General features: G+C 52.3%; 24 protein-coding genes. 15 read left to right on the forward strand and 9 right to left on the reverse strand.

Annotation, left to right across the window (positions count from 1 at the left end; genetic code table 11):
- The first annotated feature begins 36 nt into the window (after nucleotides 1–36).
- The 4 genes from PYRFU_RS08380 (at nucleotide 37) to PYRFU_RS08395 (ending at nucleotide 2,422) form a co-directional block, all read left to right on the forward strand.
- Entirely contained in the window at nucleotides 37–444 is a 408-nt protein-coding gene (locus PYRFU_RS08380) for a hypothetical protein (RefSeq protein WP_014027239.1), read from the forward strand.
- Nucleotides 419–895 (forward strand): hypothetical protein, encoded by a 477-nt coding sequence (locus PYRFU_RS08385; protein ID WP_167827911.1) that lies wholly within the window; start codon nucleotides 419–421, stop codon nucleotides 893–895. Before PYRFU_RS08380 ends, PYRFU_RS08385 begins: the two co-directional genes overlap by 26 nt.
- A gap of 61 nt (nucleotides 896–956) precedes the next feature.
- Nucleotides 957–1,535 (forward strand): GTP cyclohydrolase I FolE, encoded by a 579-nt coding sequence (folE, locus tag PYRFU_RS08390; RefSeq protein WP_014027241.1) that lies wholly within the window; start codon nucleotides 957–959, stop codon nucleotides 1,533–1,535.
- 65 nt (nucleotides 1,536–1,600) lie between these two features.
- Nucleotides 1,601–2,422, forward strand: a complete 822-nt coding sequence (locus tag PYRFU_RS08395; protein ID WP_014027242.1) for a hypothetical protein — start codon at nucleotides 1,601–1,603, stop codon at nucleotides 2,420–2,422.
- On the opposite strand, the gene PYRFU_RS08400 is transcribed toward PYRFU_RS08395, so the two are convergent.
- Nucleotides 2,412–2,930 (reverse strand): hypothetical protein, encoded by a 519-nt coding sequence (locus PYRFU_RS08400; protein WP_048191969.1) that lies wholly within the window; start codon nucleotides 2,928–2,930, stop codon nucleotides 2,412–2,414. The two genes, PYRFU_RS08395 and PYRFU_RS08400, sit on opposite strands and share 11 nt — an antisense overlap.
- Nucleotides 2,931–3,137: 207 nt before the next feature.
- On the opposite strand from PYRFU_RS08400, the gene PYRFU_RS08405 reads away from it, so the two are divergent.
- Nucleotides 3,138–3,731 carry a CDP-alcohol phosphatidyltransferase family protein gene (locus PYRFU_RS08405; protein WP_052296972.1) on the forward strand — a complete coding sequence of 198 codons (594 nt, stop codon included), beginning with the start codon at nucleotides 3,138–3,140 and terminating at the stop codon, nucleotides 3,729–3,731.
- A gap of 27 nt (nucleotides 3,732–3,758) precedes the next feature.
- Complete coding sequence (locus PYRFU_RS08410; RefSeq protein WP_014027245.1) at nucleotides 3,759–4,544, forward strand: hypothetical protein; 786 nt, start codon at nucleotides 3,759–3,761, stop codon at nucleotides 4,542–4,544.
- 66 nt (nucleotides 4,545–4,610) lie between these two features.
- On the opposite strand, the gene nucS is transcribed toward PYRFU_RS08410, so the two are convergent.
- The 3 genes from nucS to PYRFU_RS08425 are packed head-to-tail and all read right to left on the reverse strand — an operon-like array spanning nucleotide 4,611 to nucleotide 6,867.
- On the reverse strand, nucleotides 4,611–5,417 hold the full coding sequence (gene nucS / locus PYRFU_RS08415; RefSeq protein WP_014027246.1) for an endonuclease NucS: 807 nt from the start codon (nucleotides 5,415–5,417) through the stop codon (nucleotides 4,611–4,613).
- Between the two features lie 15 nt (nucleotides 5,418–5,432).
- On the reverse strand, nucleotides 5,433–5,702 hold the full coding sequence (locus PYRFU_RS08420) for a 30S ribosomal protein S25e (RefSeq protein ID WP_167827913.1): 270 nt from the start codon (nucleotides 5,700–5,702) through the stop codon (nucleotides 5,433–5,435).
- Nucleotides 5,638–6,867 carry a DNA primase large subunit gene (locus PYRFU_RS08425; RefSeq protein ID WP_014027247.1) on the reverse strand — a complete coding sequence of 410 codons (1,230 nt, stop codon included), beginning with the start codon at nucleotides 6,865–6,867 and terminating at the stop codon, nucleotides 5,638–5,640. Before PYRFU_RS08425 ends, PYRFU_RS08420 begins: the two co-directional genes overlap by 65 nt.
- 115 nt (nucleotides 6,868–6,982) lie before the next feature.
- Here PYRFU_RS08425 and rqcH point away from each other — a divergent pair, with 115 nt between their 5' ends.
- From rqcH to PYRFU_RS08440, 3 genes are read left to right on the forward strand one after another with little or no spacing between them, the layout of a single operon-like run.
- A complete protein-coding gene (gene rqcH / locus PYRFU_RS08430) occupies nucleotides 6,983–8,989 on the forward strand; it encodes a ribosome rescue protein RqcH (protein WP_014027248.1) in 2,007 nt (668 codons plus the stop codon).
- Nucleotides 8,919–9,224, forward strand: coding sequence for a hypothetical protein (locus PYRFU_RS08435; RefSeq protein WP_048191976.1), 306 nt, complete (start codon nucleotides 8,919–8,921; stop codon nucleotides 9,222–9,224). The genes rqcH and PYRFU_RS08435 overlap by 71 nt, the downstream gene beginning before the upstream one ends.
- A gap of 57 nt (nucleotides 9,225–9,281) precedes the next feature.
- A complete protein-coding gene (locus PYRFU_RS08440) occupies nucleotides 9,282–12,245 on the forward strand; it encodes a DNA-directed DNA polymerase I (protein ID WP_014027250.1) in 2,964 nt (987 codons plus the stop codon).
- Here PYRFU_RS08440 and PYRFU_RS08445 read toward each other — a convergent pair.
- The 4 genes from PYRFU_RS08445 to PYRFU_RS10575 form a co-directional block, all read right to left on the reverse strand.
- The gene (locus tag PYRFU_RS08445; RefSeq protein WP_048191977.1) at nucleotides 12,242–12,841 is read right to left on the reverse strand and encodes a DUF2286 domain-containing protein; all 600 of its coding nucleotides are present in this window, start codon (nucleotides 12,839–12,841) and stop codon (nucleotides 12,242–12,244) included. The genes PYRFU_RS08440 and PYRFU_RS08445 overlap by 4 nt on opposite strands.
- On the reverse strand, nucleotides 12,826–13,320 hold the full coding sequence (locus PYRFU_RS08450; protein WP_048191979.1) for a protein-lysine N-methyltransferase: 495 nt from the start codon (nucleotides 13,318–13,320) through the stop codon (nucleotides 12,826–12,828). Before PYRFU_RS08450 ends, PYRFU_RS08445 begins: the two co-directional genes overlap by 16 nt.
- 62 nt (nucleotides 13,321–13,382) lie before the next feature.
- Nucleotides 13,383–13,697 carry a hypothetical protein gene (locus PYRFU_RS08455; protein WP_014027253.1) on the reverse strand — a complete coding sequence of 105 codons (315 nt, stop codon included), beginning with the start codon at nucleotides 13,695–13,697 and terminating at the stop codon, nucleotides 13,383–13,385.
- Nucleotides 13,630–13,914 carry a helix-turn-helix domain-containing protein gene (locus tag PYRFU_RS10575; RefSeq protein ID WP_014027254.1) on the reverse strand — a complete coding sequence of 95 codons (285 nt, stop codon included), beginning with the start codon at nucleotides 13,912–13,914 and terminating at the stop codon, nucleotides 13,630–13,632. Before PYRFU_RS10575 ends, PYRFU_RS08455 begins: the two co-directional genes overlap by 68 nt.
- 64 nt (nucleotides 13,915–13,978) lie before the next feature.
- Here PYRFU_RS10575 and PYRFU_RS08460 point away from each other — a divergent pair, with 64 nt between their 5' ends.
- From PYRFU_RS08460 to PYRFU_RS08485, 6 genes are all read left to right on the forward strand, one after another.
- Nucleotides 13,979–14,548: an imidazoleglycerol-phosphate dehydratase gene (locus PYRFU_RS08460; protein WP_014027255.1), complete on the forward strand. Its 570-nt coding sequence runs from the start codon at nucleotides 13,979–13,981 to the stop codon at nucleotides 14,546–14,548.
- A 192-nt stretch (nucleotides 14,549–14,740) separates the two neighbouring features.
- Entirely contained in the window at nucleotides 14,741–15,856 is a 1,116-nt protein-coding gene (locus tag PYRFU_RS08465; RefSeq protein ID WP_048191980.1) for a hypothetical protein, read from the forward strand.
- Nucleotides 15,857–15,906: 50 nt separating this feature from the next.
- On the forward strand, nucleotides 15,907–17,490 hold the full coding sequence (locus tag PYRFU_RS08470) for a PINc/VapC family ATPase (protein ID WP_014027257.1): 1,584 nt from the start codon (nucleotides 15,907–15,909) through the stop codon (nucleotides 17,488–17,490).
- 15 nt (nucleotides 17,491–17,505) lie between these two features.
- A complete protein-coding gene (gene hjc, locus PYRFU_RS08475) occupies nucleotides 17,506–17,955 on the forward strand; it encodes a Holliday junction resolvase Hjc (protein ID WP_048191982.1) in 450 nt (149 codons plus the stop codon).
- 68 nt (nucleotides 17,956–18,023) lie between these two features.
- Complete coding sequence (locus PYRFU_RS08480) at nucleotides 18,024–18,800, forward strand: slipin family protein (protein WP_425277011.1); 777 nt, start codon at nucleotides 18,024–18,026, stop codon at nucleotides 18,798–18,800.
- Entirely contained in the window at nucleotides 18,787–20,130 is a 1,344-nt protein-coding gene (locus PYRFU_RS08485) for an NfeD family protein (protein ID WP_014027260.1), read from the forward strand. Before PYRFU_RS08480 ends, PYRFU_RS08485 begins: the two co-directional genes overlap by 14 nt.
- Nucleotides 20,131–20,182: 52 nt before the next feature.
- Here PYRFU_RS08485 and PYRFU_RS08490 read toward each other — a convergent pair whose 3' ends face one another.
- Nucleotides 20,183–21,208, reverse strand: coding sequence for a hypothetical protein (locus tag PYRFU_RS08490; RefSeq protein WP_014027261.1), 1,026 nt, complete (start codon nucleotides 21,206–21,208; stop codon nucleotides 20,183–20,185).
- Between the last annotated feature and the right edge of the window lie 26 nt (nucleotides 21,209–21,234).

The following is a 21,234-nucleotide window of genomic DNA, read 5'->3' on the forward strand; positions in this document are numbered from 1 at the left end:
ACCCTTGCCTTAACACCACTGGTGTGGTGGGCCTAGATGGTGGCGGAGCAGGCCCAACCCGGTACGGGTGAGGAGAAGCCCAAGAAGAAGCGTGACATCCGTACACTGCTCCAGATGATACCGCCGGCTAGTCAGCTCTTCGGGGAGCAGAAGAGGGTGAGCGAGAGAAGGATACGCATGAAGTTCCATGACGAGCTGAAGGAGGGGATCGCGAAGATCAACCCGCAGCTAGCCCGCGAGCTGGGCATCAAGGACAAAGTCGAGGTTGTAGTTGCGCACCGACACAGGTTCGTGTTCAACGCTGTCCTTGACGACGAGGTGCCGGTCAACGAGATATGGGTTAACGGTGAGAAGCTACGCGAGGAGGGCGTAGCCGACAATAGCATTGTAACTGTTAGGGCTTATCGTGGGGAGACGCTTGGCGGAGCAGCGACGAGTGGTTAAGGTCGATGCGGCTGAGTTTTTAGATACGCTCGAGAACGTGACTCAGAGTCACGTCCGCCTTATTCAGTCTCTTCGCTCTTCACTTGTTCGTGTACGTAGAGACACTACGGATATCGAGATGCAGAGGAGCGTACTAGCAGGGTTACGAAGGCTACGCGTGCTACGCAAGAGGATAGCCGATCACCTCGGCGGGTTAAAGGTTGACGCCGAGAGCCTCGACATAGAGCTTGTCGGGCCCCAGGAACTTATCGAGAACGTGGCTACCCTCTCGGAGTACATGTTGATAGTTGGTATACCGGCCGAGGAGGAGGTGTTGAAGAGGACACTGCTCTTGGCGAGAAGGGGTGCCGAGCTGCTAAACCAACACGCTGGTGACATACAAGAGGATATCGAGCAGCTAAAGAAGCTGAGCAAACTTCTCGAGATAATAGTCGAGAAATACTACGAGTAGACCATCCCGACGTGCCACGATAAAACCTTGTCTTGCATAGTGCGGCTGCGCGGGTGCATACGTGGTGCCGCGTGTTGACAAAGAGAAGGTCGAGAAGGCTGTTCGAATGCTCCTTGAGGCTATCGGGGAGGATCCGGATCGTGAGGGATTGAGAGAGACGCCGCGTCGTGTAGCCGAGATGCTCGAGGAGATACTAGGCGGGTATGATACTGTCGAGGATTACGCGTGGTTTACTGAGGAGAGCGACCTGGTGGTGGTTGCCGGCATAAGGTTCTATAGTCTGTGCGAGCATCACCTGCTGCCGTTCTTCGGTGTAGCTCATGTAGCCTACTTGCCAAAGGGTAAGGTGATAGGCTTGTCAAAGATAGTGCGTATCGTGCAAAAATATGCGCGTAGGTTGCAGATACAGGAGAGGATGACTCAACAGATAGCTGATGAGGTTATGCATGCAACTGGCTCGGAGGACGTGATGGTGGTTACGGAGGCTATCCACCTCTGCATGGCTATGCGTGGCGTGAAGACCCCTGCACCAACGATAGTTGCGGCGCTAAGAGGCGAGTTTAGGAGGGACACGTGGCTAAAGAAAGAAGTGTATGACATGATTGCACCGTTTCGTTTGTCGCGGCTTGTCTCGCTCTGAGTAAGAACTAGGTTACCGGGTGGTGGACTACGAGCCTAGAGGTTGTACGTGCGGAGCTACTTCCCGTGGAAGAGGTGCCGCTGTACAGCGTGTGCCCAGGCTGTCTGGCGGTAAGGGTCGTCGTACCGGGCGGTGGATTCGAGTGTGACGCATGCTGGTGGAATGAGTATAGAGACGCTACCAGCCTAGCGGTAAAGGCGCTTACAGACAAGTTGCTCATGGATAAGCTTAGCATAACACGCGCGGAGATAGTCGTTATCGATGGTCCAGACCCTATCGAGGCAAGGGCTGACGCCATAGCTTCTATCCTTTCATCTCTGGGAGGCTCGCGTATAGTGCGGGTTGTTAAGACACTTGGGTTGATAGGGCATGATAAGCTCGAGAAGGTAGTCAAGAATGTAGATGCGGTGATTGTCGAGCTTGCAGTTTTTGCTGTCAAGAGCAAGCCACGCGAGTTTACAAAAGTGTATGAGACGTTAGAGTGGCTCGTTAAGAAGAATGTGCATGTTGAGCTACTCTTCCCCTATGCCGTGCGTGGCGCCAAGACGATACTCACGGATATCGTGATGCGGTGGAAGGTTCCTACAACAGTACTGGTTGTCGATGAGAATCTATACGATGAGGCTTACAAGACTGTGGACAAACTCCGTAGCGAGAATCACCCTGTCTTCCTCCACGAGGATACTAGCTACACACTGCTAGACTACAAGTGCCCATACTGTGGCGAGATCCTAGTGGAGCGTAGACCGTGGAGAGTTATGAGGAGGTACACGCCACCAAATGAGCCTTCTCGTGTTACATGCCCATCGTGTAAACGTGAAGTGGCTCTGCTCGACTTGGCGCCGGTTAAAAGGCCGCGTATAAAACGCCGTGTCGTTATATACTAAGTGCGATTTTGCCGTCTCCTAACAGCCCCAGGTGTAACGGGACACTCCTATCGTAATCATAGATGCCCGTGTACCCTATGTATACCATGTTGCGTGTAGCGCCCCATACGTTCGCAAAGAGCACCGGTACACCACATAAAGCTGATAGGCTCATCAACTTGTAGACCAGCCTCCTGGCTTCACGTTGAGCCTCTCCAGGTGGACTCCATAAGCGTGTAGCCACTAGTATGGCATTGGCGTCTGGGCATCTCTCGGGTGGTGGTAGAGGGTCGCGGCATAGCACATAGACGGCGAGACCTTTCACTGTTATAACAGTGTTGCACGGCGCGTAAGATACTCTCCCTCGGGTATAGACTAGGACATAATCGCCTCTCGGTTGTATCACGGCGCTGGAGGCCTCACTTGTTAACGGGCAGTCGCTGACAGGGAGTATATGGAGAGCATCATCCTCAAAGGACGTGGATGGACATGTAGAGTACTCATGCTGGTGCAGCACCACTAGGGTCATTCTACGCCCCATGGTCGTGGCGGTGCCAAGGGTATTAGCAGTGATGACGCGCCTACCGGCTGAGGAACACTTGTGATGAGAGCCGGGATCCCGGGCTGAGCAGAGGCTCAGCTCACGGCCGTTGACATCACCACTCGGATTGACGTGCAGTCATCACAGCCGCCCTATACCTCCAGGGGCCGGGGGTTCATAGCGGGTAGCGCACTCATGGTCCTCGTGCCTAAGCTGCGTGGCAAGATAGGGGTGTACGTCGAGAGGTTGGCTGCGCGCCTGCCACCTTACCCGGACGCTTATACACTAGCTGGGCTCGCGGCCACCTTTGCAGGGTGTGCACTTGTCCTAAGAGGCAATCTCTGGGTGGGCGTTGCTCTATTCGTGCTCGGCGCGCTGCTGGATGCTCTAGACGGTGCTGTTGCAAGGGCGCATCGTATAGTTTCTAGGAGGGGAGGCTTCCTAGACTCGCTCTCGGATAGACTCTCGGATGCGGCTATCACATACGGGTATAGCATCTTTGCACCCGCATGGCTCGTATACACGGCTGGTGTGGCGGCGCTCGTGTACAGCTATGCTAGGGCTAGAGCGGAGGCGGCCATCTGCAAGAAGCTTGAGGGTGTTGGTGTCCTTGAGAGGGGCGAGAGGCTACCCGTACAACTAGTAATATACCTCGTGTACGGGTTGGTTGGCAACGCGGCTGCGCTGATGCTGCTAGCCGCGTATACGGTTGCGCTGCTAATAGCGCTGGTTGACAGATCGCTGAGACTCTACCGAGTCTTGGGCTATCTTGATTCGGGTTCAGAATAACCACTAGCCGGTAGGGTGTACAGGATAGTGGTACGTCGAGTATGGCTGGTACTGCCGCCGAGCCCGCACTACGACCAAGTGAGGGATGTGATAGTATCCGGGTTCTTGGCTGGTGGTGGCATCCACGGCTATAATAGCGACGAGGATGCCATACTCGTGGATTCGAAGTACAAAGAGGCTAGCGGGTTATTCTCTAGGATACTCGGACGGCGTGTGGATGAGGTTCTCTCGCCCCGAATAGAAGGAGATAGAATCGTCTATGGTCGTGGAGGGCTGCAAGTCTACACTAGGCTCGTTCTTGACGAGAGGCTTGAGGGCTTCACGAAGCCCGTTGTTGGTATTGATAGCGATATTCTGGTGGCTATAGACTGGAGGCACCTCCTATACCACGAGATAAGCGATATTCGTTCGACTCTACGTGCAATCCTGGAAGCGTTGCGTGACGTGCCACGCCCCTCTCCTAATATTCATGCTAGGCTGGTTGGACACGCGTACGCGTTGATAGCTGCGGCGAGGTTGCGCGGCCTGGACAAGGACATCCGGGTAATCATAGTTGATGATAGGGAGGTGCGGGATAGCGGAGTGATAGCAGCATCAACGTATAAACTATTGAACTATGTTGATAACGCGTGCCTCGAAGAGCTTGAGGGTATAGGTCTTGATGCGTTAGTCGGTATAGACATCGACAGCCTGGAGTATCTTTCGATGGCAGCGGAGAGGCGCGATACATACGCGCTAAGGCACATGTTGAGAAGGATGGGGTGTAGAGTGAAGGCAGACGAGCTAATAGCGCCAGCGGACGTGCTTGGATAGGAAAATGGGCTGATGACTTCCAGGCCCCTGGAGCCCGGGGGCAATCCTCGGGCGGTGAAGAGGGGATTAGCCTGCTGAGCCGCCCTTCTTGACGAAGGATAGGAGTGATGGTTGCTTCTTGCCCTTGCGTTCCTCCTCGAGTATCTTCCTGATGCGTTTCAAGTCAAGCTTGCGAAACTCGAGGCCATACTCTTCGAGTAGCTTGGCTGCCGGCTCGGTGATGCTTGGTGCGACGAGGATGCCGCGGACAGGGGCCTGGGGATTCTCCTTTCTCCATGCGTCTACATATCTACGAAGCTGCTCTACAGCCTCACGTCCGGCAGTTACCCTCTTAACCTCGATAACCACGTGTCGCCCCTGGCTATCAACGCCATAGATGTCGGCATAGCCGCGCCCCTCTATCCTCTTCTCAACGGTGACTATCCTTAGCCCCGGCTCTATCAGCTCAGGGTGTCTCGCTAGTGTATCGCGTATCTCCGCCTCGTCTATAAGCTCTTGGAACTCGGCGTTGTCGACCATCTCCTCCGCGACTATCAGCGTATCAACCCTTGACACGCGTATCTCAAGAAGCTCACGGGGCTTTGCTCGCAAACTACGGACTAGGAGCACGTCGCCCTCAAGCTTAGCCTCTAGGAGCTGGCTATCCGGTTGCCAGTTGACCGGCGAGTATCCCCTCGGCCTATGGACAAGTACGGCTCCATCGGGCTTCACTATCACTAGTCTATCGCCTTCGCCCAGTATCGTTGCACTCCTCCCCTCATAGACGACGCTACACCTGCAGAACATTACTATCAGCTTTCTTTTCGAGAAAGCCTCGCGGAGGAGCAGCTCGGCAACCTGAAGCGGTGGGTGTGTAAAGACGAGTGGCTTCAAAATAGGCTACCCGGTTTACGCGGATGCTGGCACGTATATAGGCGCGCGGCGGTTATAGACGTATACCTTCAGGACGCCCTCGCGGACGAGGCGCCTAAGGACCTTCTTAGCAAGCGATACGGTCATGTTGTACTTCTCGGCCATCATGTATGGCGTGATGAACTTCTCCTTCACAATCTCTCTTTTGATCCTCTGGTAGAACCCTTCGGGTATATCAACTTCATACCTCATCTTCGTGCTCGTTTCCGCCGCCGGTGCCGCCGCCCTCCTCTTGCGGCTCGACACCGCCTACACCCGGCTCACCCGCTTCGCCACTCCCGCTTATAGACTCTAGGCGAAGCTTGCCTTCCTTCACGAGCCTAGAGACGTTGCGATAGTAGGCCTGTATGGGGCTACGCGTCTCACACTCGCCCTTGCATATTCCGAGGCTTCTCATCTTCTCGCAGCTATAGGTGCGGTACTTCTTGCCAGAGCCTCGAAGGCCCGCCAGATGCTCGACCTGATACCTCGCAACCTTTTCGTTGAAATCCGGTAGGTTGCGGAACACGTCAACAACACGATCTATATCAACACCAAGGTTCAAGAGGAATGTTGCGATTGCAAACCTCTCGTGGTGGCTGAGGTGTTCTCCTCTCCGGGCCCTATCGATTATATCAGCCATGCAGGGCGGGAAGGCCTCCTCCACAACGAAGCCCTTTGGCAGCTTCACGCGTATCTTGCCGCCAGCCCTCATGACCTTGGGCTTGGGTCTAGCCTCGTTTAGCACGCGTCTAGCCTCCTCGAGCACCTGGATAAGCTCGTCTGGCAGCTTCTCCGGTTTAACCTCCGAGAATGTGCTTGCAAGCCTCTCAATGTACTCCATTATAGCCTCCTTCAGCAGCCTAACAGCCATGTCCTTATCGAGGTACACGCGGCCATCCTTAACGGGTAGGTTAGTGGGCTTCCATTTCGGGTCGCCAACAAGCCTTCTAGCCACCCTGGCATACTCAAAGATGCTTATTGAGTAGTGATACTCGCGGTACAGGACTATTCCTGTCGAGGTCACCGCATACGGTTGTTTCAACCCCTTCTCGTGGTACTCTAGCCCAACTCCAATCTTCTGCGCGATAGCAACTATAGTCTCGTCGCTCTCGTGGAGCAGGCTCTGGTAGCTCCTCTCGGCCTCTGCCAGTGCATACCTAGACACAGCCCATCTATCATTGAGCAACGTCACCAGAAGAAGTCCGAGGTAGAAGGCAAGAGTCTCGACTTCCGGGTTGCCATTGCCGACGCTTATAGCGCCTCTCTCGATAGCCTCACGTATCCTCTCAAGTGCACGCTCTACAACATCCCGTCGAAGCATTAACACGCTGTACGATACGGGCCCAAACCTCTTCCTCACAAACTGCTCCAAGTCAACAGTATAAGGGTACCGAGCAGCATCCACGATAATGCTCTGTTGCCGCAGCATGGGCGTAGAGCCTCACCCCTACTAGACTAAACATCTAGCCTGCCGGGGGTTGACGCATAGACCCCAGAATTACCGTAAATAGGCTGTGTGTTGCGACATCGCGTAGGGGCTGAAAGTGGCCAAGAGAAAGACGAGCATGACGGCATTTGACGTTGCCAGTGTGGTCAGGGAGTTGGAGGAGCTAAAGGGAGCTAGACTAGTAAACATCTACGAGGTATTCGAGAACGTCTATTTGCTGAGGTTGCGCGGTACGAGAGATGCACGTGTTATAGCGGAGCCTGGCAGGAGGGTACACGAGACAAGCTACGATGTGACCGGCAAGGAGCAGCCCCCACCTCTCATCATGGCGCTTCGTAAGCATATACGTGGCGAGAGGCTCTCCACAGTAAAACAGCTTGGGTTTGACCGTATAATCCTCTTTGAGTTCGCCAATGGGTACAAGCTTGTAGTTGAGCTTCTGCCTCGAGGTGTCCTCGCACTCTTGGATGAGAAGGGTAGTATACTACATGCTAGTGAGTGGCGTGAAATGAGAGATCGTGTGATAAAACGCGGTGTAGAGTACAAGCAGCCCCCGCCAGCAGCAGTGCATCCCGAGAATCTCACAGAGGATGTAGTTAGAGAGAGACTTGCTGGCGCGAGTGGGGAGGTTGTCAGGGTGCTTGTAAGGAAGCTGGGGTACCCCGGCGAGGTGGTGGAAGAGGCGCTGTTTCGTGCTGGCATAGAGAAGACCACTCCTGTTGAAAAGCTCGGTGCGAGCGATATAGGGGCTATAGTTGAGGCTATCAGGGGCATATACCGTGAGAGCCTCGAGGCTCGCGGGTATATTGTCTATGATGAGAAGGGGCTTGTGTTGACTGTTGTGCCGTTCAAGCCCAGCATGTATGAGGGGAGGTACCGAGCGGTCGAGAGCATATCGAAAGCGCTTGATGAGTATTTCGTTGAGTTGGAGAAGGCTAGGGCTGTTGAGGAGGCTGTTGAGAAGCTTGAGGAGGAGAAGGGGAAACTGAGAGCAGCGATAAGCAAGACCGAGGAACTCATACGCGAGTACGAGGAGAAGAAGGTGAAGCTTGAGAAACTTGCTCTCCTGGTGGCTGAGAATGCAGCCTTAGTCGACCAAGCGTTGGAGTGCGCGAGGAGGATGCGGGAAGGCTCGGGCTGGGACTATATACCAGGTAACTGTCCGGGTGTTGTCGATGTCGAGCCGTCCAGGGGTGTAGTGAAGCTCAACATAGGCGGCTCTATAGTCGAGGTTGACATACGCTCGGATTCCGCCAGGCTCATCAACGAGCTGTACCGTAAGATCGGCGAGCTTGAGAAGAAGCGTAGCAGAGCGCTGAGAACTCTAGAGGAGCTCAAGAAGAAGCTTGAGAGCCTCGAGCTCGAGATCAGGGAGGAGGCTAGGAGGGCAAGAGCACGTATAAGGAGGAAAGAGTGGTACGAGAAGTATCACTGGATGTTTACGAGCCACTGGCTTCTGGTTATTGGCGGGCGTGATGCGAGCCAAAACGAGTCTGTTGTGAAGAGATACCTGGGAGAGAACAACATATTCATGCATGCTGATATACGTGGTGCGCCGGCTGTAGTGGTGTTCGCGGGTGGTAAGGAGCCGCCAGAGGAGGATATACGCGAGGCAGCGGTTATAGCCGCGTGCTACTCAAGAGCGTGGAAGGAAGGGCTCGGTGCTATTGATGTCTACTGGGTGTGGGGGAGGCAAGTGTCAAAAGCTGCGCCACCCGGGGAGTACCTGACTAAAGGCGCTTTCATGGTGTATGGTGAGCGTAACTACATCCGTGGCGTAGAGTTGAAGCTTGCTATAGGCCTTGCTGAGGAAAACGATGCTCCCGTCGTTATAGTTGGTCCTCGCGAGCTTGTGAGGAGGCGTAGCCTCGTCTATGCACTTCTCGCCCCGGGTGACGAGGAGCCATCCAAACTAGCCAAGAGGCTTGTGAGGCTCTTCTCCTCAAAGCTCGGAGACAAGGCTTATCTCGCTAAGAGCCTGGATGTAAACGAGCTGTTGCGTAGAATCCCGGGGCCCTCGAGGGTGCTTGAAATTGCGAGGGGAGAGGCTAGAGAACCGCCTAGGCCGCGTGCTCGCGAAGCTGAGGCAGAGGAGGAAAGTTGAAGCTGCACGCATGGTTATTGGTGTAGCCTCTGGTTTGGCGGCTGGCGTATCGAGTGCATTTCTGCCAAATCCTCTAGGTTCCGTGTTACCACTACCCCTCTTTATCGCGGGTTATGTGGTGGCCCACCTGGCTACTAGGAAGTGGCCCGAGGCCAGCCCTGTAAGAGGCTTCATAGCATACTCGGCAGTTTTCCTACTCGTCTGGTTCAGTGTGTACGCGTCGCTTATCCAGTGATACCAGGTCGGTTTAGAGGGTAGGGCTTCAGAGGTAACAAAAGAAGAGGGGGAGATAGTGGCTCGACAATCGACACTGCTAGAGTTCCTCAATGCCAGTAAACGTGCGAAGCGTGCTGCCGGTGCTGGTGGGTCGAGTCCCAAGGGAACCCGTGATACGAGTAGAAAAGAGGGTGGTGAGAATCGCGAGAAACGAGGTGAGGATCGTAACCTGTTGGAGATGTTGTTAAGCGAGCTTAACAAGAAGCGGGTTAGCGCTATCATCGAGGATAAGGCCCAGAAGGAGGGTAGGGATGCTGCCGAAGTCGAAGAGAGAAAGCCGGAGCAGAAACGTTTAGAGATTCACGAGAGCGTGGCTCGTGAAGTTAGCGTTGAGGCTCGTGTAGAGGGTGACGAGACTAGCAAGAGTGGCGTGGAGGACGGTGCAGCGCAGGACGGGAAGGAGGAGGCTAAGCCGGTTATTCTCGGCAAGCACGTGTTTAGGCCGACGAGGGTATCCGACAAGCCCTTGGTTAAGAGGCCTAAGAGAGTCCTTAACACGCGCGGTTACATACTAGGAGTCTATTATGACGGCGAGGAAGGGAAAGCATATACCAAGATCGTTGATGAGAATGGTGAGGTTGTAGTGGTCTACGATGTCTATGGACACAAGCCGTACTTCTTGACAGACCTGCCTCCGGACAAGGTGCGCTCCATACGCGAGATAATCACGCATCCAAGCTTTGATCATCTCGAGACTGTAGAGCGGATGGATCTCCTCCTATGGAGGAAAGTGACGATGACCAAGATAGTAGTGAAGGACCCAAATGCTGTTAGAGTGTTGAGGGAGAAGGTTCCCAAGGCCTGGGAGGCGAACATCAAGTACCATCACAACTACATTTACGACCTTCAGCTGATACCCGGTATGCCTTACATAGTCGAGGCCGGGAAGTACAAGCTAGCGTACAAGACGGGTGAGGAGGAGGCAAAGAAGGTCTATGAGATATTCGCAGATGAAGACGAGGAGACGAGGAGGCTCGCCGTTGACTGGATACCACTCTTCGAGGCACCGCCACCTAAGCCACGCATGTTGGCTCTCGACATTGAGGTTTACACGCCCTTCAAGGGCAGGATACCAGACTCTAACAAGGCAGCATACCCGGTGATCAGCGTCGCGTTCGCATCTAATGATGGTCTGCGTAAGGTGATGATACTTGCTCGTCCAGGGTTAAGGTTTGGCGAGCCGACGGCCAACTATCCTGCCGACGCGGAGATAGAGATATTCGACTCGGAGGTAGCTCTCATCCTAGAAACAATAAGGCTCATCAACAACTATGAGGTAGTGATAACCTTCAACGGTGATAACTTCGACTTCCCGTACCTACACAACCGCGCCGTCAAACTAGGCATACCGAAGTCCATACTACCATTCCGTCACACACGCGACTACATAAGCCTCCACTACGGCTTCCACGTCGACCTCTACAAACTCTTCTCGATAAAAGCGCTGCAGAGCTACGCCTTCGGCTCCGCTTACAAGGAGTTCACTCTAGACGCTATATCCGAGGCGCTCCTCGGCGAGCACAAGATACCAGTAGAAACTAGCATAAGCGACCTTACGGCATCCGAGCTAGCGGCTTACAACTTCCGTGATGCAATGCTAACACTCAAGCTACTAACATTCAACAACTACCTAGTATGGAAGCTGGTTATCCTGTTAATGCGTATCAGTAAACTCCCTCTCGAGGACGTCACGAGAAGCCAAGTATCAGCATGGATACGCAACCTCTTCTACTGGGAGCATAGGAGGAGAGGACTACTCATACCGCGAAAAGAGGATCTAAGGCTACTCAAGGGCGAGCAGAAATCAGCGGCCGTGATAAAGGGCAGGAAGTATGCTGGCGCCATTGTACTCGATGCGCCAGCTGGAGTATTCTTCAACGTGGTTGTCCTTGACTTCGCTAGCCTATACCCAAGCATAATCAAGAAGTGGAACTTGAGCTACGAGACCGTTAACCCGGAGCACTGTCCGGGTGGTAAACTCGTTGAGGTACCGGACGTCGGTCATCGTGTATGTATGAGTGTGCGCGGCATAACGGCCCAGATAGTTGGCTTGCTCAGAGACTTTAGAGTGAGGGTGTACAAGAAGAAGGCGAAGGATAAGAGTCTAAGCGAGGAGGAGCGCCACTGGTATGATGTAGTCCAAGCAGCTATGAAGGTGTACATCAACGCTAGCTATGGCGTCTTTGGTGCTGAGAACTTCCCGCTGTACGCTCCATCGGTTGCTGAGAGTGTTACAGCAATAGGCAGGTATACTATCAAGCAGACGGTACGCAAAGCAGCCGATCTAGGACTCAAGGTGCTCTATGGTGACACTGACTCTCTCTTCCTATGGGCGCCATCCGAGGATAAGCTGCAGGAACTTCAGCGATTTGTTGAGGAGAACTTTGGCCTGGAGCTTGAAGTTGACAAGGTGTATAGGTTCGTGGCCTTCTCGGGCAGGAAGAAGAACTACATCGGCGTCTATCCGGATGGTAAGGTTGAAGTGAAGGGTGTGGTGGCGAAGAAGAGAAACGCCCCAATGTTCCTCAAGAAGGCTTTCGGTGAGGTGTTAGAACTATTAGGTCAGGCTAGTACGCCGGAGGAGTTCCTCGTTGTCAAGAAGAAGATACGTGATAAGCTACACGAGGTGTACAAGAGGCTAAAAGAGAAAGACTTCATGCTAGACGAGCTAGCGATACACATGGCCTTAACCAAGCCTGTCAACGAGTATGCTAACATCCCGCCTCACGTAAGAGCAGCTATACAACTAATGCAGGCCGGTGTGCACGTGATGCCTGGTGATGTGATAGTATTCGTGAAGGTTAGAAGCAAGGACAAAGTGAAGGCCATACAGCTTGCAAAGCTACACGAAGTGGACACCGACGAATACATCAAGACTGTGAGGACGGCGTTTGAACAGGTACTAGGAGCTATAGGCATGTCGTGGGACGACATCGTGGGCTCAACGAAACTGGAGGCGTTCTTCGCGAGACGATTCTAACTGCTCTTCTTCTTTCTACTCCTGCGCCTCTTCTTACCACTGGATGCCTGGGTTTCTGCGGCCTCAACAGCCTCAACCTCTGACAAGCCTTCCTCAAGCCTCTGTAACTGTTCCGGTGTTAACTCGAGCTGGGTTTCGCCGCCAAGACTCTTTTCTCGTGCAGTTGTCTCCTTTGCATACTCAACTATCTGGTCCTTAATGCTATCCTCGATGAGGTATGTAACAACGTAAACTTTGATATCACGGTATGTGTCTCCGCTCCACCTGTTATCATAGCTAATCGTGAATACCGGCAGTCTTACTATAACCTCGTTGCCTTCTCTTTCAAGTTCTAGGCCGAGACCGGTCACTATATCGTACAGGTCAGGATCTATTGGTATCTTGTATCGTAGCTCGTAGTGAGTCCTCATTACGGTAAGGTCGCTGAGCTGCGGGTTCCACTCGTCTGCAGCTTTCTTCACGTATTCGCGCAGCACGTCAGTTAGACTCTTATCATCCACTATCTTTACCTCCTCTATTTGACCCTCCACGGATTTCACGACAAGTATTGGTACGTGAATCTCCTCGGTCTCCATAGCTATCAGCCCTTGTTCCATCGGTGCGCGCCAATCACGTACAGATATATGTTGTGTGATGTAAATTCGTCGTGGATGGTAGCTAGAACCGAAGGCCTCCACGAGGTTATCTGGAACTCGTGGCTTACTACGCGCGTGCCTGGGCTCAACTCCTTCTCTAGCTTAGGTGCTAGCTCGTCATTAACGCTTGTCAGGAGGAAGAGTGTCACGATGCTAGCCTCGCTAATGTCAACTTCGAACATGTCGCCATGTATGATTTCTATGCGGTCGCTTAGCCCTTCTGCAGCTATCTTCTTCCTAGCCTCTTGAACAAGCTCCCTCCTAATCTCAACGCCCACGGCACGTTTTACGCCAAACTCTTTAACGGCAGTTATTAGTATCCTGCCATCACCACATCCAAGATCGTAGACAATATCGTCGGGACCCGCACCGGCAAGTTCAAGCATCTTCCTAGCAACGCCCGGAGGTGTCGGTACATATGGCACGCGTGGCTCGCTCATTGCCCGCTACCATTATGGCGAGATTGAGAAACACCCGAGTATAACATGCTTGGCGCGAGCTTTCAACCAAGCTGAGAAAGCCTCTCGAGTGCTTGCTTCTTAGCGCTCTCTAGGTCCGGTTGGAGAGTGTTATCAAGCGGTATCTTGGAAAGGACTAGCTTGCAAGAACCGTCGTCAAGCATCACTAGGAGTTGTGGTAGCCATGCCATTCCAAACTCGTCTTGCTCGCCACACTCGTTAAGCAGCACGTAGTCCTCCATCCTAATCTCGAGTTCTAAGCCCTTCTCCTTAGCCAACTCCTCTGCAAGTTTAACCCACTGCTTGTGCAAAGGATGATGCTCTGCTGTGACCAGGACCAGCTTCTGAGGCTTGGACATCTCTATTCGCCACGCCCGCGACCTCCAGCTTAACCCTATATGCTCTCCGGCTCCAACGCTCCACAATACCGAGACTCTCTAGGCGACGAAGTATCTTGCCAGCAGTCTTTGGTGAGACGCCCAGCATCCTTGCAACCTCGTAGACGGTCACAAACTTCTTGCCTCGCAGAGCGTGTGAAGCCCAATCCTCGAGACTAATACTGAGGCTTATCCTCAAATCCCACACCCACTAGGGTACAGCATTCTAGAGCCGCACGCACTCCGGCACCCCGGTGAAAGTAATGCCGTGCCTCTCTAGAGAGACGGGCGAGACACGGGTACACGTTTGCGTCGAAACGGGTAAAGGCGAACTAAGAGGTGCTACCGGTATCCCCTTCTTCGACCACATGCTTGAGACGTTTTCGCGCTACTCGGGTCTAAGCATAGAAGTTAGTGTCCAGGAGTTGAAACGAGTAGACGATCACCATGTTGTGGAGGATGTCGCTATAGTGCTTGGCAGGGCGCTAGACAAGATGCTAGGGGATAGGAAAGGCATACGACGTTTTGGGTACGCGCTCATACCTATGGACGATGCATTAGCATATGCAGCTGTAGACCTAGCGAGGAGACCATACTTTGTCTCGAGAGGGTTGCAATGGAGCAGGGATAGTATAGGCGGTCTGGCACTAGAGAATGTTGAACACTTTCTGCGTAGTCTAGCCTTTGAGGCGCGGTTCACGCTACACGTCGGTATAGTTTACGGTAGCAATGATCATCATAAAGTCGAGGCGTTGTTCAAAGCAGTGGGTATCGCGCTACGCGAAGCGATGAAACCCGGGGAAAGCATATCAACTAAGGACACGTTGCTATAGGGTGGTCAGCACCGCGCACCTCAGCACGAGAGTAGTTAGGGGAAGCGAAGCGCTAAGCTTCTAGCCTGCTCATCACTCCATATAAATAATAATAACAGCCACTCACTAAGCATTATACGGCTTTGTACTGACACTTGTGGAGGCGGAGAAGTGGGTATGCCCTTTATCTCACGAGGCATTACAGTGGGTTTCGTGCGGGCTGATGAGAAATCGCTGGCGGAGGTTCTAGAAGAGCTGAGTAATAAAAAATTCAGTGGTAGGCTTGAATTTGCTGTGACGTGCGATGGCACCAAACTTTCGGGGGCCATCGAGCTTCTAGATGGTAAGATTGTTGCAGCTGAGCTAGAGCTTCCATCTCTCGTGCGAGGATCTGAAGCACTGCGTAGGGTGCTTGAGAAGTGGGTGCGGAATTGTAGGGGTTACGCTGAGATAGTAGAGCTGGATCGTGGTAAGATAGACGTAGACTTGGCCGAAAATCCGGCGGCAAGAGTAGACATAGAGGAGTCGACAAAAATGGTAAAAGAAGCGCTTCAGGTGATAAGGGAAGTCGTAAAGGGCAAAGAGGAAGGGACGGAGGAAGAGATGGCGCCAACCGCGCCATTGGTCGAAGTGTCTGAGGCCCACGTTACTGAGGAGGGAGAATACAAGCCCAGCATCGAAGGGGAAGTAAGAGTAGAGGAGCGTATTGAGAAACAAGAGAGGTTGCCCACACCGCTTGAAGAAGAGAAAAGCGTCGTTGAAGAAGTTGAGGCAGTGCCGTCTACCGAGAGGCTGATAGAAAGGCTTGATAGCTCGCTTTTCGACGCCACAATTGTGTTACGTGGTACGCTGAGCGATAGCGGCGCTATACAATCACACGAAGTCGATAGACTCGTGCAGAGGCTGATAGAGGTTAGTAGAAACAACCCGGACAAAACCATAGTCGCCTTCGTCAATGATAGGCTTAACGAGATACGCGGTAAGCTAGTAGCGTACGATGGGATCCTTGTGGCTGCGCTTGTGAAGAGGGAGAACAAGCGCCTACTTGATGCAGATGCTATAAGGGAGTTGGCTAGCTTTGAAAGACCATTGTTGTATAGCATATACCTGATCGACCCAAGTGTTGATGAGACGCTTCACAAGCTTGCCCAGGAGTCTGCTAGGAGAGCACGGGAGGCTACCAAGCTGGAAAAAGAAGAGGTAGTGGTGGAAGCACCTACGAGCGAGGCGCGAGAAAGTGAGGAGAGGAAGCGGCATGAACACGGTAAGAGTGAGCAGAAAGAATCAAGGCGTAGAAGATTCCTGCTATTCTTCCGTCGTGGCAGGTAGTAGGGATTTTGATAAGGCTCGTGTGGTATTGAAGCGAGTACGGGTGTAGCTTGGAGAGGGTAACAACCGTGTACTATTACACGCCTCAGCAGGAAGTGTATGTGCCCGACACTAGCGTGTTGATAGAAGGGATAGTCTCGAAGCTTATACGTGAAGGGCGCATACGCGGCAAGATAGTCATACATCGCGCAGTTATAGCCGAGCTAGAGCACCAGGCCAACCTTGGCAAGACGATAGGCTTTGCGGGTCTACGCGAGATTCGAGAGATTAGAAGACTTGCAGAAGAGGGCCTCATAGACTTCGAAATAGGCGGTAACAGGCCAAGCCCATCTGAAATAGCGCATGCAAAGAAAGGCGCTATAGACGCGCTAATTAGAGACTATGCACTGGAGATAGGTGCTACGCTGATCACCGGTGATAGGATACAAGCGCTTGTCGCTGAAGCGATGGGCATCCCAGTCATTTACATTCCGCCTCGTGAGGGCGAGAGGTTAACCATAGAGAGACTCTTTGACGAGCAGACTATGAGCGTGCATCTCAAGGAAGGTGTTGTACCACGTGCGAAGAAAGGCAAGCCCGGAAGCTGGAAGCTAGTCGACCTTGATGATAGGCCGATGACGCGTGACGAGCTTGAAGAGATAGCGCGAGAAATCGTAGAGGCCGCGAAAAGACGGAAGGATGGATTCGTTGAGATAGACAGAGCTGGTTCGACAATAGTCCAGCTGGGCGACTATAGAGTCGTGATAACGAGGCCCCCGCTAAGCGAGGCCTGGGAAATAACCATTGTGAGGCCCGTTGCTCGCCTATCACTCGAGGATTACAACCTACCGCCAAAGCTCCTGCGTAGGCTGGAGGAGCGTGCAGAGGGCATACTAATAGCGGGCGCGCCGGGTGCCGGCAAGACGACATTCGCTCAGGCACTAGCCGAGTACTATGCTAGGAAGGGCAAGATAGTCAAGACTATAGAATCGCCACGTGATATGAGGCTGCCGCCAGAGATAACGCAATACTCGAAGAACTATGCCAGCATAGGAGAGCTGCACGATATACTGTTGCTAAGCAGGCCCGATTACACGGTGTTCGACGAGCTTAGAACCGATGAGGACTTCAAGCTATACATAGACCTTAGACTCGCTGGTATAGGCATGATAGGTGTTGTGCATGCCACAACACCAATAGATGCGATTCAGAGGTTCCTGCAACGCGTAGATATAGGCCTACTACCGAGCATAATAGACACTGTCATATTCATTGACAAGGGTCAGATCGAAGCAGTATACGAGCTTAGGATGACGGTCAAACTACCAACAGGACTACGTGAGGCGGAACTAGCCAGGCCGGTCGTGGAGGTCGTAGACTTCCTCACAGGTGAGCTAGTATACGAGATATACACGTTTGGCGAGCAGCGTGTCGTTGTGCCAGTCAAGAAGGTGAAGATGGGTGCGCTTGAGGAGAGGGTGAAAAAGCTTGTAGAGCGACTAATACCAGGCGCCGACGTTGAGATAAGCGACGAGGGTGTAGTGATAGTCAATATACCGAGGATAGCGGCAAAGACGGTGATGAAGAAGATAAGGAAACTAAAGAAGCTCGAAGAAAAGTATGGTGTGCATATCCGTGTAAACCTTGTAGGCTAGTCACGGGTGTACTTCTTGCCCGAACCTCGTTCAAAGAAAGGCTTTCAAAAAGAACGCGACCTTGTCCTACGTTTCTGGAAGGCTGGTTTTGCTGCAGTAAGGGGACCTGCTAGTGGTGCACGAGCAAAAAGAATAGTTTATCCGGATGTTCTCGCCATTTACAATGGCTCTGTGTTTGTGTTCGAAGTTAAATACAGAGCTAAGCCCGAGACCATATACATAGAGAAGTCTAAGCTAGAGAGGCTGGAAGAGTTTGCAAGACGGGCGGGTGGGAAACTCCTCATAGCAGTAAAGTATGGTGGCGAGGAATGGAGGTTTGTTGATCCCGGGCTATGCCCCGAGACAAATGGGGGCAAGATTCGTGTAGACCCGAGGATAGTCGCGGAGAAGGGCATACCATTCTCTCAGTTTGTTAACGAGGTTAAGGGTCAAACTAGAATAACACGTTTTATGCGGAAAACGTAATGCCTTGTGTATACTCGTCTATAGTAGGGGTAGTTTTGGAATTCATAGTTCCTCTAGTCATTGTCGCAATGCTTGCTGGCCTGTTCTTGGCGATGAGCATCCGCATAGTGAAGGAGTATGAGCGTGCTGTGGTATTTCGTCTTGGTAGACTAGTTGGTGTTAAGGGACCTGGTCTCTTCTTCATAATACCCTTCATTGACACGATTAGGGTTGTCGACCTGCGTATACATGTTGTTGATGTTCCAAGCCAGGAGATAATAACTAAGGATAACGTTACTGTGGAGGTAGACGCGGTTGTCTATTACCGTGTGTTTGACCCGATTAAAGCAGTTACAGCTGTTTCAAACTATCACTATGCAGTAATGATGTATGCTCAGACAACACTAAGGGATATCATTGGTCAAGTTGAGCTTGACGAGTTGCTAACTAAGCGTGAAGAAATTAACAAGAGATTGCAACGTATACTTGATGAAGTCACAGACCCTTGGGGCATTAAAGTGACAGCTGTTACGCTCAAACAAGTAAAGCTCCCGGAGTCACTACTACGTGCAATGGCGTTACAAGCCGAGGCAGAGAGGCTCAGAAGGGCTAGGGTCATCGAGGCTGAGGGTGAGAGACAGGCCGCTCAGATTATGGCCGAGGCGGCTAGAATCTACGAGGATCATCCTATTGCGTTACGACTGAGAGAACTCCAAACGTTGATACAGATAGCGCGAGAGAAGAACATGATAGTGGTGGTTCCCTTTGGTGCTCTCTCAACAGCCATTGATATTGGAGTAGTTTCTGGTATAGCCAGGGCTGTCAGAGTAACAGAGAGTGGGAGACAGGAGCATGAGACGGGTTAGACTAGCGGCTCTAATCCTATTCTTTTTGTTTCCATTTGTCCTCGGCTCTCTTAACACGTGTGTTGTACACGCATATACGCAGAGGTGGGGACCCGGAGCCGTACTCGCGAAAGTACATGGTACTATCGACGAGGGTGTTAGGGCTTACATAGAGGAGGCTCTTGCGATCGCAAAGAACAAGCACTGGCCACTCATACTATACCTTGATACACCTGGCGGGTATCTCGACACGGCGCTGTCGATAGTTGACATGATAGACCGTTCTGGTGTGCCGGTAATCACCTATGCAGGTGGTAGATGGGCTGTTTCGGCAGGCACACTGATACTAATCTCGAGTCCATTAGCATATGCCTCGCCGCACACAGTCATAGGCTCGATGCAACCTGTGATGGTGACCCCGGAGGGTGTGAAACCGGTAAACTTCAGCAAGATAATCAACACGCTGCTCAAGATATTAGAGGTGCATTGCGAGGTCTATGGAAGGAACTATACCGCGGTAAAGCTCTTCGTAGTGAGTAACCTGAATCTCGATGGTGAAGAGGCTTACCGTTATCACGTCATAGATGGTGTTGCAAACAGTATAGATGAGCTTTTGGTAAAGATAAACGGTAGTATAGTGAAGCTCTACAACGGTGATGAAGCTCTTATTGTCGTAAACGGTCCTGTAGAGTATGTCGAGATGCCATTGAGATATAGAGTTGTTAGCTTCCTCTCAGACCCGACTATATCCAGCCTGCTACTCTCACTAGGCTCGCTCATAATCATAATCTCGCTAGCATCCGGGCATCTCATGTACGCGCCGTTAGGCCTTCTATTGCTACTCCTGGGTCTATTCGGGCTTGGATACACTGTAAACACATTGGCACTATTGCTAGTGATACTCGGAGCTATTCTACTAGCCATAGATATGATTGTCATACCTGGTTTCGGTATAACAGGTGCAACCGGTGCAATCATGCTAGTACTCGGCTTGGCTCTTCTACCCCTGAGTGGGAACCTGCTGGTTACTGCCGAATATGTGCGAATCTTGCTCTATACAGCCATATCGATAGGAGTCTTCTTTGCCGCGCTCTCCACGATAATAGCCTACAAGGTGGCAAGCGTCGTACGTAGCAAGCCAGTGTACCAACCCGACCCTATAGGCAAGAAGGGTAGGGCTCTAGACGAGATACATCCAGACAAGGAGGGTTTCGTGATAATAGAAGGAGAGTATTGGGTTGCGCGAAGTAGAGGGGGTGTGGTGAAACCCGGAGAGGAAGTGATAGTTGTCGGGAAGGACGGTCCAACGTTGATAGTGGAGAAGGCGTCTAAGGGAGGGTCAGCCGGGTAAGTTCTCCTCATCAACTCGGTCCGGGAGTAACTCTTCACACCCTCCGTCTTCTCTACACTCTAATCTCGCGCTGATAGGGCTTCCCGTGCTTAACCCAGACGACCCTGAGCGTTACTCGTTTGTCACTAGGAGCCTTCACCTTAACCTCGGTAGATTCTCCACTATCCAACGGTTCTACCTCAAGCCTCTCGATATGCTCACCGGGTACTATTGCTAGGAGCATCACGCGCTCAGGTTTAGTGGCGCCGCGGTTCACCAGCCTAACGGTGAGCTCTTCACCGGTCCTCTCGACACTTTCGATATGAATATCGGGTAGTGTGCGTCTCGCAACACTTACTATAAGTGTCGATATTCTAACAGGCCTCGAGCCTTTGACGTGCTCGAAACTGATGCGGTAAGCGCCGGTAACCGGTATGGTATCGAGGTTTACCTCCTCAACCCCCACGAAGCCAGTGATGCTCCTATCCTTGCTACCGTTGACACTAATCCTCACCATACTGTCACGTTGTGTTAATGCAAGCACTGCACGTACACTAGCATGCGTAGCGTCTTCGGGTATATCTCGCATGTTGATACTCAATGTGTAGGACTCGCCTGGGTTAAGTGCTAGGGCGCCGCTCAGGAACGCAAAACTAACTACGCTGTCTGGTACGTCGTACACCGCGAATAACCCTACATGCTCTACTGTGATTGGGTTGCTACCCTCATATGCTATCGTAACCTTGTGTACATCAGAATCGCCCTTGTATATTGGCGTAACGTCGAAAACAGTCTTTGAGTAGTAGCCCTCATCGTCACCTAGTTGTGCTATGCTCTTTGGCCTATACTCTCTCGAAACCGCTATGCCGTCAAACCAAAGACGCCATCTCATCCTCTCAGGGTATTCACGTGTAACCATGCCTATCTCGAGAAGCACACGTTTAACCTGTATGTTCGTTGGCGTGGGGAGGCTGAGCGACAGGGAGCCGATATTAGGGTTTGAGAGGCCACCCAGTCTCAATGGCGCAACAGTAGTAGTGTACACTATATCGCCCTGAACGTTCTCAAGCGCGTATATCTTCATGTCGCCTGCTACCATTCGAAATCCACCAGCTCCGCAATGAC

This window comes from Pyrolobus fumarii 1A (assembly GCF_000223395.1).
Taxonomy (GTDB): domain Archaea; phylum Thermoproteota; class Thermoprotei_A; order Sulfolobales; family Pyrodictiaceae; genus Pyrolobus; species Pyrolobus fumarii.

Coding starts and splice junctions, on each gene's coding strand:
- PYRFU_RS08380 (WP_014027239.1), top strand. CDS start 37: ATGGTGGCGGAGCAGGCCCAACCCGGTACGGGTGAGGAGAAGCCCAAG.
- PYRFU_RS08400 (WP_048191969.1), bottom strand. CDS start 2,930: ATGACCCTAGTGGTGCTGCACCAGCATGAGTACTCTACATGTCCATCC.
- PYRFU_RS08405 (WP_052296972.1), top strand. CDS start 3,138: ATGGTCCTCGTGCCTAAGCTGCGTGGCAAGATAGGGGTGTACGTCGAG.
- PYRFU_RS08425 (WP_014027247.1), bottom strand. CDS start 6,867: ATGCTGCGGCAACAGAGCATTATCGTGGATGCTGCTCGGTACCCTTAT.
- PYRFU_RS08445 (WP_048191977.1), bottom strand. CDS start 12,841: ATGGAACAAGGGCTGATAGCTATGGAGACCGAGGAGATTCACGTACCA.
- PYRFU_RS08450 (WP_048191979.1), bottom strand. CDS start 13,320: ATGAGCGAGCCACGCGTGCCATATGTACCGACACCTCCGGGCGTTGCT.
- PYRFU_RS08455 (WP_014027253.1), bottom strand. CDS start 13,697: ATGTCCAAGCCTCAGAAGCTGGTCCTGGTCACAGCAGAGCATCATCCT.
- PYRFU_RS08460 (WP_014027255.1), top strand. CDS start 13,979: ATGCCGTGCCTCTCTAGAGAGACGGGCGAGACACGGGTACACGTTTGC.
- PYRFU_RS08480 (WP_425277011.1), top strand. CDS start 18,024: ATGCTTGCTGGCCTGTTCTTGGCGATGAGCATCCGCATAGTGAAGGAG.
- PYRFU_RS08485 (WP_014027260.1), top strand. CDS start 18,787: ATGAGACGGGTTAGACTAGCGGCTCTAATCCTATTCTTTTTGTTTCCA.
- PYRFU_RS08490 (WP_014027261.1), bottom strand. CDS start 21,208: ATGGTAGCAGGCGACATGAAGATATACGCGCTTGAGAACGTTCAGGGC.